The sequence below is a fragment of the Chryseobacterium camelliae genome (genome assembly GCF_030818575.1).
GTDB classification, from domain to species: domain Bacteria; phylum Bacteroidota; class Bacteroidia; order Flavobacteriales; family Weeksellaceae; genus Chryseobacterium; species Chryseobacterium camelliae_A.
In genome coordinates this window covers 1458601-1475553 of the sequence record NZ_JAUTAL010000001.1, presented here as the reverse complement: position 1 = coordinate 1475553, position 16953 = coordinate 1458601, and the positions used below count along the sequence as shown (strand labels likewise).

Annotated in this window: 14 protein-coding genes and 1 pseudogene; 9 read left to right on the top strand and 6 right to left on the bottom strand. The window is 42.4% G+C overall.

What is annotated here, in order from left to right:
* Nucleotides 1-149 precede the first annotated feature (149 nt).
* Nucleotides 150-293: pseudogene (locus QE404_RS19325) on the top strand (DUF4256 domain-containing protein); the annotation flags it as partial.
* Between the two features lie 223 nt (nucleotides 294-516).
* Nucleotides 517-1020: a hypothetical protein gene (locus tag QE404_RS06640; RefSeq protein WP_307448250.1), complete on the top strand. Its 504-nt coding sequence runs from the start codon at nucleotides 517-519 to the stop codon at nucleotides 1018-1020.
* 212 nt (nucleotides 1021-1232) lie between these two features.
* Here QE404_RS06640 and QE404_RS06635 read toward each other — a convergent pair whose 3' ends face one another.
* The gene (locus QE404_RS06635) at nucleotides 1233-2273 is read right to left on the bottom strand and encodes a threonine aldolase family protein (protein WP_307448248.1); all 1041 of its coding nucleotides are present in this window, start codon (nucleotides 2271-2273) and stop codon (nucleotides 1233-1235) included.
* Nucleotides 2274-2355: 82 nt separating this feature from the next.
* On the opposite strand from QE404_RS06635, the gene QE404_RS06630 reads away from it, so the two are divergent.
* Nucleotides 2356-3012: a metal-dependent transcriptional regulator gene (locus QE404_RS06630; protein ID WP_307448245.1), complete on the top strand. Its 657-nt coding sequence runs from the start codon at nucleotides 2356-2358 to the stop codon at nucleotides 3010-3012.
* Nucleotides 3013-3088: 76 nt separating this feature from the next.
* Here the strand turns inward: QE404_RS06630 and QE404_RS06625 are convergent, their stop codons facing one another.
* From QE404_RS06625 to QE404_RS06615, 3 genes are read right to left on the bottom strand one after another with little or no spacing between them, the layout of a single operon-like run.
* Nucleotides 3089-4228 carry a hypothetical protein gene (locus tag QE404_RS06625; RefSeq protein WP_307448242.1) on the bottom strand — a complete coding sequence of 380 codons (1140 nt, stop codon included), beginning with the start codon at nucleotides 4226-4228 and terminating at the stop codon, nucleotides 3089-3091.
* 24 nt (nucleotides 4229-4252) lie between these two features.
* Nucleotides 4253-5155: a TssN family type VI secretion system protein gene (locus QE404_RS06620; RefSeq protein ID WP_307448240.1), complete on the bottom strand. Its 903-nt coding sequence runs from the start codon at nucleotides 5153-5155 to the stop codon at nucleotides 4253-4255.
* 55 nt (nucleotides 5156-5210) lie between these two features.
* Nucleotides 5211-6155 (bottom strand): type VI secretion system baseplate subunit TssG, encoded by a 945-nt coding sequence (locus QE404_RS06615; RefSeq protein ID WP_307448238.1) that lies wholly within the window; start codon nucleotides 6153-6155, stop codon nucleotides 5211-5213.
* Between the two features lie 346 nt (nucleotides 6156-6501).
* Between QE404_RS06615 and QE404_RS06610 the strand changes: the two genes are divergently transcribed.
* The 4 genes from QE404_RS06610 (at nucleotide 6502) to QE404_RS06595 (ending at nucleotide 9534) form a co-directional block, all read left to right on the top strand.
* A complete protein-coding gene (locus QE404_RS06610; RefSeq protein WP_307453789.1) occupies nucleotides 6502-7293 on the top strand; it encodes a S1/P1 nuclease in 792 nt (263 codons plus the stop codon).
* Between the two features lie 210 nt (nucleotides 7294-7503).
* Nucleotides 7504-8370 (top strand): sigma-70 family RNA polymerase sigma factor, encoded by an 867-nt coding sequence (locus QE404_RS06605; protein WP_002979276.1) that lies wholly within the window; start codon nucleotides 7504-7506, stop codon nucleotides 8368-8370.
* 91 nt (nucleotides 8371-8461) lie between these two features.
* Complete coding sequence (locus QE404_RS06600) at nucleotides 8462-9049, top strand: hypothetical protein (RefSeq protein WP_307448234.1); 588 nt, start codon at nucleotides 8462-8464, stop codon at nucleotides 9047-9049.
* 134 nt (nucleotides 9050-9183) lie between these two features.
* A complete protein-coding gene (locus QE404_RS06595) occupies nucleotides 9184-9534 on the top strand; it encodes a VOC family protein (RefSeq protein WP_307448232.1) in 351 nt (116 codons plus the stop codon).
* A gap of 76 nt (nucleotides 9535-9610) precedes the next feature.
* Here the strand turns inward: QE404_RS06595 and QE404_RS06590 are convergent, their stop codons facing one another.
* Both QE404_RS06590 and QE404_RS06585 read right to left on the bottom strand, forming a co-directional pair.
* The gene (locus QE404_RS06590; protein ID WP_307448230.1) at nucleotides 9611-10399 is read right to left on the bottom strand and encodes an SDR family oxidoreductase; all 789 of its coding nucleotides are present in this window, start codon (nucleotides 10397-10399) and stop codon (nucleotides 9611-9613) included.
* Between the two features lie 155 nt (nucleotides 10400-10554).
* Complete coding sequence (locus QE404_RS06585) at nucleotides 10555-12435, bottom strand: endonuclease (protein ID WP_307448227.1); 1881 nt, start codon at nucleotides 12433-12435, stop codon at nucleotides 10555-10557.
* Between the two features lie 189 nt (nucleotides 12436-12624).
* On the opposite strand from QE404_RS06585, the gene QE404_RS06580 reads away from it, so the two are divergent.
* Nucleotides 12625-13764, top strand: a complete 1140-nt coding sequence (locus QE404_RS06580; RefSeq protein WP_307448225.1) for an acyl-CoA dehydrogenase family protein — start codon at nucleotides 12625-12627, stop codon at nucleotides 13762-13764.
* A 229-nt stretch (nucleotides 13765-13993) separates the two neighbouring features.
* Nucleotides 13994-16921 carry a reprolysin-like metallopeptidase gene (locus tag QE404_RS06575; protein ID WP_307448222.1) on the top strand — a complete coding sequence of 976 codons (2928 nt, stop codon included), beginning with the start codon at nucleotides 13994-13996 and terminating at the stop codon, nucleotides 16919-16921.
* The last annotated feature ends 32 nt before the right edge of the window (nucleotides 16922-16953 follow it).

The window sequence follows — 16953 nt, the reverse complement described above, 5'->3', positions numbered from 1 at the left end:
AACGACATCCCGAAAAGCTTTGGTCTTTGGATCAGATGTAAATTTCCGGCGGCAAATCTAATGTTATCATTTGTAATCCGAATAATTATTGGAAAGTCAGAACATCTCCAGCTATGAGGATTGAAATCCTGACTTAAGATCAATACCGTGAACTACAGTCACAGAGAAAATTTGACCACAAGACTTCCGGCTGGATCAAAACCCCTGATTATGTAAGGAATCTCGTCGCCATTTTATTTTGTGACTTTGGTTATGATGCGCTCTTTATCTATCATAATTTCCGATTTCTATAATGCAGCCAGATGTTTTATAGCATACCTAAAGACATGATCATTCTATGATTACATGCCATCTTAAGAATAATTACTGATTATCAATTCCTTAAGCTAATTTAGAATACATCTCATGTCTATAACTTAACATAATATTATGTAAAATATGTTATTTTTCATTCATATTCATGGTCATAATGTTCAGGATGACTATTTTAGCAGAACAATTGAAATAAGATAAGGTATGAGAAATTTGGTTTTGCTGAGTGCCGTGGCGGTTATTGCATTCAGCTGTAATAAAAAAGCAGAAGCTCCGGTTCCGGAAGAAAAGCCGGATTCTTCGGCAATAGTAGAGGAACCTGTAGTAGATACATTGGGCCCGAAAACATACTGCTATATGGGAGTGACGGGGAAAGATACCGTTTTTGCAAGTATTGACGACAATCTGGGAACCATTACCGGAAAACTAAGGTATAAAAATTCTGAAAAAGACAGTTCTAAGGGAGATATCACAGGTTTTAAATCAGGAGATACCCTGAAACTTACCTACGAATTCGCCTCGGAAGGGACCAAGAGTAAGAATGATATTTATTTTCTTCAGAAAGGCAATACCCTTACAGAAGGCATAGGCGAACATAAGACAGAAAATGGTCAGATGAAATATGCAAGTGATAAGAAAATCAGTTATAAAGACGGCCAGAAACTGCAAGCTGCTGACTGTGCTCTTGTTTCCAAAGCATTACAATAAACCAACGGGAATACAATATCAAAATCCTCCTGAAATTTTTTTTTGACTCCCCTACTTTCTTTTCTGTTTGAATATTAAAACTTAGTTGAGTAAGTAAATAAAATGCATTAATGTCTTGATTTTTAACTATTTATAAAATTGCAACCTATACATTGTATTAAAAATTTCAGAGGGATTTTGCCCTATTAAAACAGCCCCTACCGGCTGTTTTTCTATATTTCTGGCATTTGATGTTCTATGGCCTCTGTAAAACGTATGACCGCTTCATCAGCAGTATTCCATGAAGTTATGAGGCGGATGGCTGAAAAATGCTCGTCCATTTTTTTCCATACGTAAAACTCAAAGTCCTCGGACAAACGCTCAATAAGAGTATTGCTGAGAATAGGGAAAATCTGGTTGGTATAGGTATCAGACAGAAACTCCACTCCCCGCTCTTTCAGGAAATTTTTAATCTTCATCGCCTGTCTGTTGGCATGTTTCGCCAAATCAAAGTACAGGTCTCCTTTCATCAGTTCCAGAAACTGGATCCCAAGCAGCCGGCCCTTGGCCAGCAATGCGCCTTTCTGTTTAATGTTGAATGCAAAATCCTGTTGTAGCAAAGGATTATTAATGACTACTGCCTCTCCTATCAAAGCTCCGTTTTTGGTTCCGCCCAGATAAAAAACATCTGTCAGCCGGGCTACGTCTTCCAGCGTAAGATCACTGGTTGCGGCAGTTAACCCATGCCCCAGCCTTGCCCCATCCATGAAGAGATACAGATCATGAAGTTTACAGAATTCAGATAAGGCTTCCAGTTCTCCCCTGTCATATATGGTTCCCAGCTCTGTAGAATTGGAGATATACACCAGCTTCGGCATTACCTGGTGCGGCCTATTACGGTGGGACTCAAGTACAGGTGTAATATCGGACGGTTTAAGCTTTCCATCTTCAGTCTCCACACTTAACACTTTATGGCCTGTCGCTTCAATAGCTCCTGTTTCATTATTGAGAATGTGGCCTGTAGAAGCAGAAACTGCACACTGATAGGGCCTGAGAACGGAAGAAATGACAATAAGATTGGCCTGTGTTCCACCTGAAATAAAATAAATATCTGAGGCCTTGCTGTTCATGCGCACTTTGATCAGTTCTTTGGCTTGCAGCGAATATTGATCTTCTCCATAACCAGCCTGCTGATCTTCATTATGTTCTGAAAGCGCCCGCAGGATATTGGGATGGCAACCTTCAGAATAATCGTTCTTGAATGAAAATTTCATGGTACAAAATTAAAAAAACTTAAAATAGCAAGGCTGCATTTGACTTATTATTTTGTTAGATTTGTAATGAAAACTGTCTAACATGCCGAAAATAACCTTAACCGAAGAAAATTACCTGAAAGCCCTGTTTCATGTTGTGGACTCAGAAGGTAAAGTGACGATCAATGAACTCAGTAAATTTCTGAACGTGAAAATGCCAAGTGTCAATAATATGATGAAGAAATTTGCAGAGAAAGGCTGGGTAGTCTATGAAACCTATAAACCTCTCCTGGTAACGGAAAAAGGACGGAGAGAAGCGGCCCTGGTGGTTCGTAAACACCGGCTGACAGAAATGTTCCTGGTAAAGAATATGAACTTCGGATGGGAAAATGTGCATGAAATTGCGGAACAGCTTGAGCATGTTCACTCACAGGTTTTCTTTGACAAGATGGACGAAATCCTCAATTATCCTAAATTTGATCCGCATGGCGAACCTATTCCTGATAAAGATGGTAATATCATTGCCCAGGATTTACAGAAACTCAGCAGTTGCGAGACCGGAGAGATGGTTATTTTCACTTCTGTGACGCTTTCTGATGATGCTTTCCTGAGCTACCTGAACGAAAGGAGCCTTTTGCTGGATACTCAGATCAAAGTAATTAAAATTGAGGATTTTGATAAATCAATGACGATTGAGATTGAGGGGAAAAAGGAAATACTCAGTAAGAAAGCTACTGAAAAAATCCTTGTCAGGAAATAGCCTGATCCCTGATAATTTTTTATCATGCAAAAAAAATCCCGGCATAAACCGGGAAACTTATAGATATACAGGGGTTTTAATCCAGAACACTCCACCCTCTTTTCGGGGTGTTGTTCGATGAAACTTCCTGTTCGTTGACGATGATATTCTCTTTTCTCTGACCAATGTAATCCAGTTCGCTGAGTTTGGAAAAAATAGTTTCCAGGCTTTTGAGCATCTGTTGGATGTAAATCAGCGGCTCACCGCAGTTATGATGGTCGTAATTCGTTTCTGCAACAATAGAAAGCTGGTTCAGCAAAGTGTGGGGCGCAATCTCACTCCATTCAAGGCTGTAATTCAGCATTTCTTCCAGTTCTGCCGGAACCATCACCTGGGTGGAATTGTATAGGTGAAGGGCGAGTTTGGCAAAGCATTCGATAAGAAATACCGGCGGTTGCCACGGAATAATATTCCTGAACTGGAAATACATATCCCCGAAAGTATTCACCATCGTTGTACATAAAAACTTAACGTTTTGCGCCAAAGCCGTATTCTGATTTTTATGGGAAGCTTTCTGAATGATCTTGAATGCATACTGTTGCAGGTTACCGATGGACTTGGCAAATCCGTTATAATAATCCAACAATGCCGGATGGCTCTGGATGGATGTACATGGCGGGATAAATGCCGAATCTACCTGGGCAATATTGCCCTTCAGGTCTACCTTGCCGATGATCAGGTAATTCCCTCCTGAGAAACTGCTGTTCAGGGAAGTTACCGGAAGCAGTTCAATATGGTAGTTGGGCTGTGCATTCGGATGGCGTGGCGGAATTTCCTCAGGATCGATGTCGCCAAACGGGACTTTATCAAAAGGATTGACAGAAATCAGGATATAATAGTCTCCGTCTGCCTGTTCTTCGCTCATGGAACGGGCAAGGGACTTTACGCTCACTCTTCTGTCCGTCAGCTCAATCCGGTATCCGGCAAGCGTAAGCGCACTGCACCGTTTGATCACCAGCTGCACATCATTGGTCGCCGTATTGTGAACATCAAAGATCGTACGGTCTGTAAACTCATTGGAAATCGGCAGCAATCCGTAATTGTAGTTGGTAATTTCCAGTGAGTTGGAATCCCGGATCATATCCGTCAGGAAATTATCCTGGTCATTCAGATGCCGCTGGGAAACCTTCATGCCGTCTACCCAGTTGATTGCAAAATGTTTTATTGGCTGTATCATATTATATCCTTTTAAAATGTGTGATTATGACTTTTTTCTGGCTCCCTCCTCTTCATGCTGGATCACTCTCTTGCAGATCACCACTTCATTTTCAGAAATGCTGTTGGCTGTGATATCCTCATTGAAGTCGATGTATTTCCGGAAGCTGAAAAATGACTTTTTGGTGTAAAAAATCCAGTAATAGGGTTCTTTCTGCTGGTCTGTAAGATGGATGATGGAATTGGGGTTTTTATGGTTGTAATCATCCACAACACGGTAGAACCAGTCCCCGAATGTCACCCCCGTCGGCAGCGTTTTAGCTTTGATCCTGAACCGGTTGGCATCTTCCAGATTTTTGCTCAGTTCCACATTCAGTACCATCAATCGATCGAAATCTGCTCCCTCAAAATCAGGAAGTTTCTGGTCCGGGGAATACCTCCATGTCTTGTAAATATCGAACGGGATACTGATGAACTGAATATAGCAGTAGTAAAACACCAACGGAACCAGGAAGATCAGCATGCTCGTTGCTGCCATGGCCGCATAGCCTGTCCCTTTGCTCATCCAGTTGAATATCAGGGTGAAAAGATAGCCTCCGACAACCATACAGGTAATAGAAAGCAGCGATTCAAACAGGATGCTCATGGAAACAGACTTAATATGCTTTTTGAAGTAATAATCCGTCAGGTTCACATGGATAATCCCGAAAATCAGGTAGATGATCTGTGCAATCAGGTACCAGTAAGGATTGAAAAGGTTGCCGGCAAAACCGAAAAATCCGGGCAGTGCCAGGCACAGGCCGCATAACAAAACATATACGATAATCACCCTTATTTTGATGGCCGGCTTGTTCCTTCGGATCACTCCGAGAACCGTCATCATAATAACCGCCAGAAGCGGCATAAGAATATACCTTAAAAAGACTCCTTTAACTGAAGAAATTTCCATGCTTTGTTTTTCAAATTTATATTTATGTTGGTCAATGTAAATATACTAAAATATTTTACAGGAATGTAGAGTATCCGAGGCGGCTGGCATTTCTTTCATCGTCTTCCAGGGAGAAAGAATATTCCTGCTTTTCTGTGATGAAGTTTTCCTCCACTTCCACGGTCACCGGAAGGAAGTGGTTGTATAAAGCCTTCAGTACATTCCTGAACGGGCTGCCGTCTATATAATTTTTCATTTCCTCATATGGGATAGGCCCGATATTCACTACCCAGTTCCGTTCGCCGTCCATATGCCTGCCGCTTGGAATATAGGTAACACCCAGCCTGGAATTGCCGAGCAGCATAGAATCATCTTCCTCTTCGATCCTGTCAATCACGTTCGGAGCGAAAGTTACTTCAACCGTAACCTGTAAAAAGGCACTCATACACCGTTCAAACCAGGCTTTATCACCGCGGATCTGATGGAAGAACGGCAAAATATAGATGAATATGGAAGCGTGATGTCGGTCCAGCATCCGGAGCAACGGCCAAAGTTCACTTACCGTATTCAGAAGTGTGTGGGTATCACTGGCGATGTCAAAGTCAAACTCCTTTAGCAGAGCACTGATCTCCGTAAAGAAAATTTCAAGTTCAAAAGGACGGAAAAATTTCCGTGCATCCTCTTCCACTTTTTTCTGTTTCCGGATTTCCCTTACAATGTGGTCTACATTCTTTCTGGAAGCACCCAGTGATGGCGGATGGAAAAGACCTTCCGGAAGGTAATCGTAAATGCCTTCCCGGTAGGTTTCTATGGTGAATACCTCCTCGTCGAATCCCAGGTACTGGCTGGTAATTCTTCTGATATCTTTGAGATAAGCACGGTCATTAATCCCGATCCGTTCTATAAATATATTGCTGACAGCCCTGTGGTATTTTAAAAGGTTTACCGCCACGGCCTCTGCCCTGAAATCAGTTTGGAGCTGATTGTAATGCAGGGTTGCAATAGAATTTTCATACATCATAGTTTCTGTGATAATTTGGCTGATAAAGGTAGTATTTCTCTTGCTATAGAAAAACACTTTTCCTCTATATCATCCTAAAATTAATGATTTTTTATCAATCTAAAAATAGTCAGGCAAAAAAAAGAGTATATCGATAACTGCATAGTTACAATTAATTATGATTATGAAGACATTACATTATCTCTGCATGATGATTACCTTTAAATAATTTTAAAAGCGTAATCTGAAATACATACAAAACATCATCTGCCGGTATATTAATAATTATTATTACAATAAATTGATCGTACAGAATGCATGGTACCCTTGTGAAACGTATCTTTGCACTTCAAAATGTTACTGAACAATGAAAAGTATGTATTCTAAATTACTGATGCTTGCATTTATCTCCTCATCGTTATACAGCTATGCGTGGGGACTTACCGGGCACAGGATTATCGCAGAAATTGCAGAAAACCACCTTTCGGGAAAAGCGAGAAGGGAAATAAGAAAAATGATGGGCCGGGAAAGACTGGCATACTGGGCCAACTGGCCGGATTTTATTAAATCTGATACCACAGGCGTATGGAAGCAGGCATCAGCGTGGCACTATGTAAATATTGATCCGCAAACTGACTTTAAAACGTTTGAACAAAAGCTTAAAATGCAGGCCGGACCGAGCCTGTATACTCAGGTCAACACCCTGTCCAGCCAGATCAAAGACAGCAAAACACCTGAAAAAGACCGTAAGATTGCCCTGATCTTCCTGATCCATATTATGGGTGACCTCGCCCAGCCGATGCACGTGGGAAGAGCGGAAGATTTAGGCGGAAATAAAATTAACGTGACCTACTTCGGGGAAAAGACCAATCTGCATTCCGTATGGGATGGCAAACTGGTAGATTCACAGAAATACAGCTATACTGAATACTCAAAGCTTCTGGATATAAGATCTGATGATGAAGTGAAAAAAATCCAGTCAGGAACACTCGAAGATTGGTTGTATGATTCCCACACCATTGCCAACAGGATTTATGCGCAGACACCAGACGGTTCAAAACTGTCTTTCGATTATCAGTATAAATTCAACGATGTCATGGAAAGACAATTGCTATACGGTGGCCTGAGACTGGCGAAGTGGCTGAATGATCTTTTTTAGGAAACCCGTTTTAAGACTAAAATTCAAATATAATATAGTGAAGCAGATGCTTCACTTTTTTTATTGTGTAAAATGCTCATCGGTGCCCAGGGCATAAATTACAATATATTTCGTCGCACGTCAACAAAAACAAATATTTTTAAAAACCGTGTAACCTTTTCACCTTTTCAGACGTATTATATATACTAACTCTTTTTTGAGGAAAAATAAATGAGACAGTTAAAAATTACTAAGCAGGTAACCAACAGGGAAACTGCTTCATTAGACAAGTATCTGCAGGAGATCGGTAAAGTGGAACTGATTACCGCAGACGAAGAGGTGGAATTGGCACAAAGAATCCGTGCCGGCGACAGAGCCGCATTGGAAAAGCTGATCAAGGCCAACCTTCGTTTCGTGGTTTCCGTATCCAAGCAGTACCAGAATCAGGGTCTTTCCCTGCCCGACTTGATTAATGAAGGAAACCTGGGGTTGATGAAAGCGGCTAAAAGGTATGACGAAACCAGAGGTTTCAAATTCATTTCCTATGCCGTATGGTGGATCCGTCAGTCAATCTTACAGGCTTTGGCAGAACAGTCCAGAATTGTAAGATTACCGTTAAATAAAATCGGTTCAATCAACAAAATCAATAAAGCATATGCCCACCTTGAACAGGAAAATGAAAGACCGCCTTCTCCGGAAGAGCTGGCTGAAGTCTTGGACATGAGTGAGGAAGACATCAAGGAATCCATGAAAAATTCCGGAAGGCATTTATCGATGGATGCTCCGTTGGTGGAAGGAGAAGATTCCAACCTTTATGATGTACTGCGTTCAGGAGAATCTCCAAGCCCGGATAAAGACCTGATGCTGGAATCCCTTCAGATTGAGATTGAAAGGGCCCTGAATACCCTTACGCCAAGAGAAGCTGACCTGGTAAGACTGTATTTTGGTCTTAACGGAAAGCATCCGATGACGCTGGAAGAAATCGGGGAAACATTTGACCTGACGAGAGAACGTGTGCGACAGATCAAAGAAAAAGCAATCAAGAGATTGAAGCACAATACCAGAAGCAAGATCCTGAAATCTTATCTGGGTAAATAAAATACATAACCATTCAGCGGAGCTTGATTTTTTCAGGCTCCGCTTTTTTTTATATATTAGTCTGATCTACTTAAAATATAAAAAACCGGATATGAAAAAAATAATAATTTCACTTGTGCTTCTATCGATGCTTTCATGCGGAGGCCCTGCTACTGAAAATAAGACTACGGTAGACCAGGCAATCGATAAATCAGAATCCATCTCTTCGGTCGGAAGGTATTCCCGAGATGTTAATCGTGTCATTAGTATTTATAACGAACTTGTAAAAAAAGACCCGCAACTGCAGGCTCTTGAGAAAAAAGTTGATGCCATAAAAGAAGAGACCTCAGCGGTGACCTCAAAATATATAGACATCATTACCCAGTCCGAAACATATTATGAGGATGCACATGCTTTAGCAAAATCCGTTACCGATTCTGCCTCCCGGCACGTTGTTGAAAAACAGATTTCATTCAGTTCAGAACAATATGATGCTAAGATCAAGCCTGTCCGGGACCTGATCAGTAGGATTCAGAATAATGCGGTCAAAATACACGATCAGCACACCCTCTTCATGATTTCCAAAACCCTTCCTGAAATCCGGAAATACCAGGATGCCCACATTTTAAAACCGGATAGCCTCATCAGTTTTATAGAAAAACAAAATGGTTTGCTTAGTGAACTGAAGAAAATGAAGTAGAAAGATTGGCTATTGCATACTTTTACATACATATTTTATACTGGTAACCACTGCTGATATTTACTGAATAGATCAATATTTGACGCAGCCATCTGACAACAAATATCAAGGAATAAAACCTTAAACACAATATAATGAAAATTGGATCAATCGTTATCAGTTGCTACGAGTTTGAAAAGATGCTCAGCTTCTGGCAACAAGCTTTACACTATACTCCCCGGGAACCAGCAAGCGAAGGATGGGTTGTCCTTTGTGACCCACAGCAAAAAAGCCCCAACATTTCATTGAATAAAGTTCCTGAAAAACGTTCGGGAAAAAGAAGCAGACTCCATCTTGACCTATATACGGACGACCGGGAAAAAGAAGTGGCGAGATTATTAAGCATCGGAGCTAAATCTTATCCCTGGCGTTATCCTCCCGGTGCAGATTATGTTGTGCTGGAAGATCCGGATGGCAATCTTTTCTGTGTAGTTGAGAAGCCATAGCTCAGCAGCAAAGGGCGATTTGGGACATTCAGAGTGTACTAATGTCAATCATGTTTACACCGATAAGCTGCAAAACTTAGTACGTGCTGCTCATCCCCCCATCCAGCGGAATACTGGTTCCGGTTATATACGATGCATAATCTGAAGCAAGGAAAGCAACCAATTGTCCATATTCTTCAGGTTTGCCCAGTCTTTTCATCGGGATCTTATCTTCCTTAGCCTTTTTAATCTCTTCAACGGATTTTCCGGTTTTCCCGGCTTCCTCATTGATCAGGCTTTCTATCCTCTGCGTATCGAAGGAACCTGTAAGGATATTGTTAACGGTAATCTGGTGCTGCGCTATCTCAAGAGATAGTGTTTTGGCCCAAGCAGCCACGGCAGAACGGATGGAATTGGACAGCGCCAGATTCGCGATCGGTTCTTTCACAGATGATGAAGAAACATTGATAATGCGCCCACTTCCCTTTTTTATCATTTTGGGAATGGCCAGATGGGTCGTCTCACAGACGGTTTTAAAAAGAAGATCGAATGCAGATTGGTAATCTTCAGTGTTAAGATCAGAATCCTTACCCGGTTTTGGGCCATTGGTGTTATTGACAAGAATATCTACTTCATATTCTCTGAAATAGTCATTGATGATCGTTTTGAAATTAGAAAAATCGGAAAAATCGGCTACCAGGTAACGGTGATGCTGTCCGGCATGTACTACAGGAAGCGATGCTGTAATGTTTTTAAGTTTCTCCTCATTCCGGGCCATAACGGTTACATTGGCTCCGCATTTGGCCAGTTCTGTTGCTATACCGGCTCCGATCCCGCCTGTTGCGGCACCGACCAAAGCATTTTTTGAATTAAGTTGTATGTTCATGAATGATAATTGATAATAGATTAAATGCAGCAATGCGCATACCATTGCAAACATCACGCGTCAGAATAAAAAAAGACTGCCTCTGATGAAGCAGCCTGTTATCTTTGCAGCCCCCAAGATCAGGGAGTGTTTAAAATTAATTGTAAAGGATCGCCTTATTTTTTAATAAACGGATAGGTTTTGCCGTCCAGCCTCAAAAGATAGGAACCGGCAGGTAATCCCTGGACAGAAATACTGCTTTTGTACCTGAACGGGTCTTTCTCCCTATAAATCAGTTTGCCGGAATAGTCAAGAACTTCAGCACTATGGACTTCGCCTGTTTTTCCGGTCACAAAAATAGTTTCGAAAACAGGGTTAGGATACATTTTCAGGGTGTTTTCATTCGAGGCAAACAGTATATCGGAAGTTCCAAGAACACCTAAATTCTGACAATAGTCTGTTCCGTATATATTCCACTCATTGATGTTGAATGTTGCCGTAGGCTGGTTGATGGTACTCTTTCTATACAAAGAAACATTTGCAAGAACCTGGGAATTATTTTGTCCTGTGACCCCTAAGGCATCTACCGTACTGCTGCTTTTATACCTTAGCTCAATATATTGATTCCCCGAAAAGGTCATCTGGGGCGCTGCCGTAACAAATCTGGCCTGATTAATGGTATAGCACGAGAAATTGGCCCCAGGATTCAGGATGACAGCTGTTTCGTTGTTCTGAAGGATACCTTCAAGCTCATAAGGATCCGGAAAATAGTAACTGCTGCTGCTAGGCATCTGGATAGATAACCTGTACTCGCTCAGGTTAACCGGATGCCCCGTCTTATTGGTAATTTCAAGCGCCTTGTTATTGGAAGTCCCCTCCAGGTATTTTGAAAAAAACAGGTCCTTCGCATAAGCATCAGATGCTGTTGTGGTCACGGATGCCGTATTGCTGTCCGCAGAATAAAGATACCCGTTATCATAGGCTTTTACCGTGAAGTTATAAACTGTGGAAGGCGTAAGGTGATCTATGCTGATGGATGTACCTTTGGTAGCACCTACCAGGTTGCCGTTCTGATAGATCTTATATCCAATGACATCACTGCTTGCACTGGCAGACCAGCTTAAAGTTGCAAAATAGGCTCCCGTCTGGCTGACGGTTAAATTTCCCGGGACCTGTGGAGCAACAGCATCAGGAGTCTGTCCCCAGATGGCGCTGACCCATGAAGGATTATCAATAAAAGGATTTCTGTTGTGCTGAATGGCATATACAGCATTATTGCGGTCAATTTCCCGCTGCGAAACCGGATCCTGGGCATGCCATTGCAAAAGCATTGCGATATAGGCAGGATCAAAAGCCCTTTCTTCTGTGCCGTCAAGCGGATTGGTATCTGAAGGAGGGCTCATATTATTATTATAATTGAATGTACCCAGTTTCCCTTCATACCTTACAGCAAAATATAAAAGGCTTCTTGCTATATCACCTTTAAATTCATCAATGGGCTCATAGACGCGGCCGGTATATACCCAGTTAGGAATGGCGCTCTTCCCTATCTTCGACGTATTGGTAAAAGTATAATAGATGTTGGAAGCTGTAGTAGTAGAGATCCCGTACGGGTAGTTGCTTCTGAGCTGGTTGATCCTGGCGTCCGTAGGCACCACATAGAAAAGGTCAGAATACATGGGATAATTGCTGTAGAAAGTACTTTGAGGCATCATATGTTCTCGGTTCCACCCCTGTCCTTCTGCGCTGGCACTGCCGATGATATTGGCAGTAGTATATTCGTAAGCATCCGGTCCGGAAGGAATTTCAGAATACATATCCAGGAGGATGGTGGTATTGCTGGCACCATGGTCATAATACCGGTCCAGATCAGTCTGGTTGTAATAATTGGTGAGATCACCATAATTCCAGTTGATATTTTTAGCTGAGATAATATCATGAAGTTTAGACTTCAGCATGTAGCCGGTAAGGCCTGCTGCTCCGTCGTAATAACCTGCAGGAGCCTGTGCCTGCAGCACTGATGATAATATAATGACAGGAAGTAGTAATTTTTTCATGAGACAAAATTGGGAGGCTAAAATAGTAAATTAATTAACTCAAAATACTTTATTTTCATTAAGAAAGTATTAAATCTTTACACACAAAAATTTGAGAACGAATAGCTTATGCGCAAAATCTTATGACAGGAATAATTTTCTTTGGCATTTCAGCAATTTAAGTATCTTTGGGAACTAACTATAATCTTTATGAATACAGAGACTATTGACAACATTAAAATGATAGCGGAAACGGCAAAAGAGTTTGCTGAAAAAAACATCAGACCCCATATCATGGAGTGGGATGAAAGCCAGACTTTTCCGAAAGAACTGTTTCATCAGCTGGGCGAAATGGGATTTATGGGCATTGTAGTTCCTGAAGAATATGGCGGGTCCGGATTGGGGTATCATGAATATGTTGCAATTCTGGACGAGATTTCACAGGTTGATCCATCCATCGGGCTTTCTGTAGCGGCACACAATTCACTTTGTACGAATCATATTTACGAGTTTGGAAACGAGGAGCAGAAAAACAGGTGGCTTCCCCAGCTGGCAACAGGAAAAGTTATCGGAGCCTGGGGGCTTACCGAACACAATACCGGATCAGATTCCGGAGGGATGTCTACCACTGCGGTGAGAGACGGTGACGAATGGATCATAAATGGAGCCAAGAACTTCATTACCCATGCTATTTCCGGTGATATCGCTGTAGTAATGACCAGAACAGGTGAAAAAGGAGCTAAAAATAATTCCACAGCATTTGTATTGGAAAAAGGCATGCCGGGCTTCAGTTCAGGTAAAAAAGAAAATAAACTGGGAATGCGTGCTTCTGAAACTGCGGAACTTATTTTCGATCATGTTAGAGTTCCTGACGCTAACCGTTTAGGCGAAGTAGGCGAAGGATTCAAACAAGCGATGAAAATCCTGGACGGAGGAAGGATATCCATTGCAGCCCTGAGTCTGGGAACAGCAAGAGGAGCTTACAAAGCAGCCCTTAAATACGCGAAAGAAAGGCATCAGTTTGGTAAGCCGATTTCAGATTTCCAGGCAATCAACTTTATGCTTGCGGATATGGCCACAGAAATCGACGCGGCCGAGCTACTGATCCAGAGAGCAGCAACCTTGAAAAATACCAAGCAGAAAATGACCAGAGAAGGTGCAATGGCTAAGCTGTATGCTTCTGAGGCCTGTGTAAGAATTGCCAATAATGCGGTTCAGATCTTCGGGGGATACGGATATACCAAAGATTTCCCGGCAGAAAAATTCTACAGGGACTCTAAATTATGTACCATCGGAGAAGGAACTTCAGAAATTCAGAGGCTTGTTATCGGGAGGGATATTATCAAATAATCTTTAGACTTTTTATAAGCCGGTTTCTGTATCAGGCTTATCTCTTATCATAAAAAAACAGCACATGCATTTTTGCATGTGCTGTTTTTTTATGATGCTATAAATCCAAACACATATTATACACTACATAATGATTTAAATGAAATATCTAAATATTTCTTAAAAAAATTGCTTTTTCATACTGATTAATTCATTAGATTTGATAATCCACAATCAAGATAAATATTTTATGAGAAAACAATTATTATTGATTGGAATGCTTGTTATATCCGGCATTTCATCAGCACAGACCGACCGGCTTTGGTCTGCATCATCTCCGAAAAGCCCTTCTGCCGTCTTTGAAAATAAAACCGGGATCATCCAGCCCAGGATTTTCAGCCTGGATATTAATGGCTTAAAGAATTCATTGGCAAGAGCACCGAAAAGGCTATCCGCCGGAGAAAAATCAGAGGTAATCATATCGTTTCCGAATTCCGAAGGGAAGATGGAACATTTCAAAGTTCGCGAAAATTCCAATTTTGACCCTCAACTGGCCGCAAAATATCCTGAAATAAAATCTTATGTAGGTGAAGGGCTTGAAGATCCCTCCTCTACCGTCTATTTCAGTATCTCGCCACTAGGCTTGTCATCCATGGAAATCTATGGAGATAAATCAGCTGTTTTTATCGAGCCTTACACCAAAGACTTGTCGACTTATGTGGTTTACAAAAAATCTGACAAGAAAGATAACCTCAGCAAATTTGAATGTACGGTCATCGATGTAGCCCAGAAAGGTGTTGCAGGGAGCGACCTGGCAGCTAGGCCTAATGCAGACGATGCCAAACTGAGGACTTTCAGGCTTGCATTATCCTGTACCGGAGAATATACTTCCTATTTCGGAGGCACGAAAGCCAATGCCCTGGCTGCCATGAACAATACCATGACCCGTGTGAACGGTGTTTTTGAGAAGGATTTTTCTGCCAGGATGGTGCTGATCTCCAATAATGATGCAGTGGTATATACCAATGCATCCACAGATCCTTATTCGCCGGCTTCCGGCATGAGCAACTGGAACTCTCAGCTTCAGAATACGTTGACTTCCGTTATCGGTGAAGCCAATTATGATATAGGACACCTTTTCGGTGCTTCAGGCGGTGGCGGGAATGCAGGATGTATCGGTTGTATCTGCGTTAATGGTTCCAAAGGAAGCGGATATACTTCTCCGGCAGATGCCATTCCTTCCGGGGATAATTTTGATATCGATTATGTTGCCCACGAAATGGGACACCAGTTCGGAGGAAACCATACCTTCTCCATGAGCAATGAAGGAACAGGCGTAAATATGGAGCCTGGATCCGGATCTACCATTATGGGTTATGCCGGGATTACCAGCCAGGATGTACAGCCGCATTCGGATGCCTTTTTCCATGCAGTAAGCATCCAGCAGGTAACTAACAATATAAAATCCAAAACCTGCCCTGTAAGCACGAGTACAGGAAACTCCATTCCTACCGCCAATGCAGGTGCAGATTATACCGTTCCTAAAGGAACGCCTTTTGTACTGACCGGAACAGGAACTGATGCCGATGGAGATGCCCTGACTTATGTATGGGAAGAGATGGACAACGCATCGAACTCCCAGACCGGAGCCAGCTCGGCAGCCAGCGGAACCAAAACTTCAGGGCCAACGTTCAGGTCATGGACCCCTATCGCCTCTCCGGTACGGTATTTCCCGAGAATGGCTTCTGTACTGGCAGGGTCAACAACTACTGCGGGATCTGAAATTACCGTTGAAGCAGTACCAACTGTAGCCCGTACCTTAAACTTTAGGTTTACCGTGCGCGATAACAGGTCTGGAGGTTCCGGAAACAATTCAGATGATATGGTGGTTACCGTTAACGGTACGGCAGGGCCTTTCAGTGTGACTTCACAGAATTCTGCCACCACCTACAGCGGCGGTACCAGCCAGACCATCACCTGGAACGTAGCGGGAACCACAGCCAATGGCGTCAATGCGTCCAATGTTGATATTTTATGGTCAACAGACAGTGGGACGACCTGGACTACCCTTTTATCCGGAACTCCTAACGACGGTTCTCAGGCAGTGACCATCCCGAATGTATCCACATCCACAGGAAGAATCATGGTAAAAGGTTCCAACCATATTTTCTTTGATGTAAACAATGCCAATATTACCGTTAATGCAGGTTCCGGTACTGTTGATACTACAGCGCCTACGGCTCCGGTACTTTCAGCTTCAGGAACCACGGCAACCAGCACCAATCTTTCATGGTCCGGCGCTACAGATGATACCGGTGTTACCGGATATGACGTATATCAGGCAGGAAGCTTATTGGGCTCTACTACCTCTGCATCTTATACCGTTACCGGCCTTAGCCCGTCCTCGACCTATAGTTTTACTGTGAGAGCGAAAGACGCGGCCGGAAATATTTCATCTTCAAGCAATACAGTATCGGTGACAACGAGCACGGGAAGCACCGTAACGTACTGCTCTGCATCGGCAAACAATACGGCTGATGAAAGAATTGGCAATGTGAAGTTCGGATCCATCAATAATTCTTCAACGGGAACTGCAGGATATGAAAACTTCACATCAGTTTCTACGAATGTAACCAGAGGAACGGCATATACCATTTCCGTTACTCCGGTATGGACTTCTACAAAATACAATGAAGCCTATGCCGTATACATCGACTATAACGGTGACGGAGACTTTACCGACAGTGGAGAATTGGCCTGGTCTAAAGCCGGATCAACAACTTCTCCGGCGACAGGAAGCATCACTATTCCGTCTACAGCCGTATTAGGATCAACCAGAATGAGGGTAATGATGCAATACAACTCAGTCCCTTCATCTTCATGCGGAACTTATACTTACGGACAGGTAGAAGATTATACCTTGAATATCGTTTCATCAGGAAGAGGAGAAATCAGTTCAGCCGACCTTCTGACCGATGTTAAGCTTTACCCGAACCCGGCTAAAGACGTCCTTAACATCTCTAATGCTCCCGTTAAGGAATACAAAATTTTCGATATGGGCGGAAAACTGATCCAGTCCGGACAAATAGAACGAGGAGCTGTCAACATCAGCAGCCTGGTCAAAGGAGTCTACACGATCAGCATTGGCGAGGTAAGCAAAAGATTCATAAAAAATTAATCTTAATAACTTAATTGATGTAAGAGGCTGTC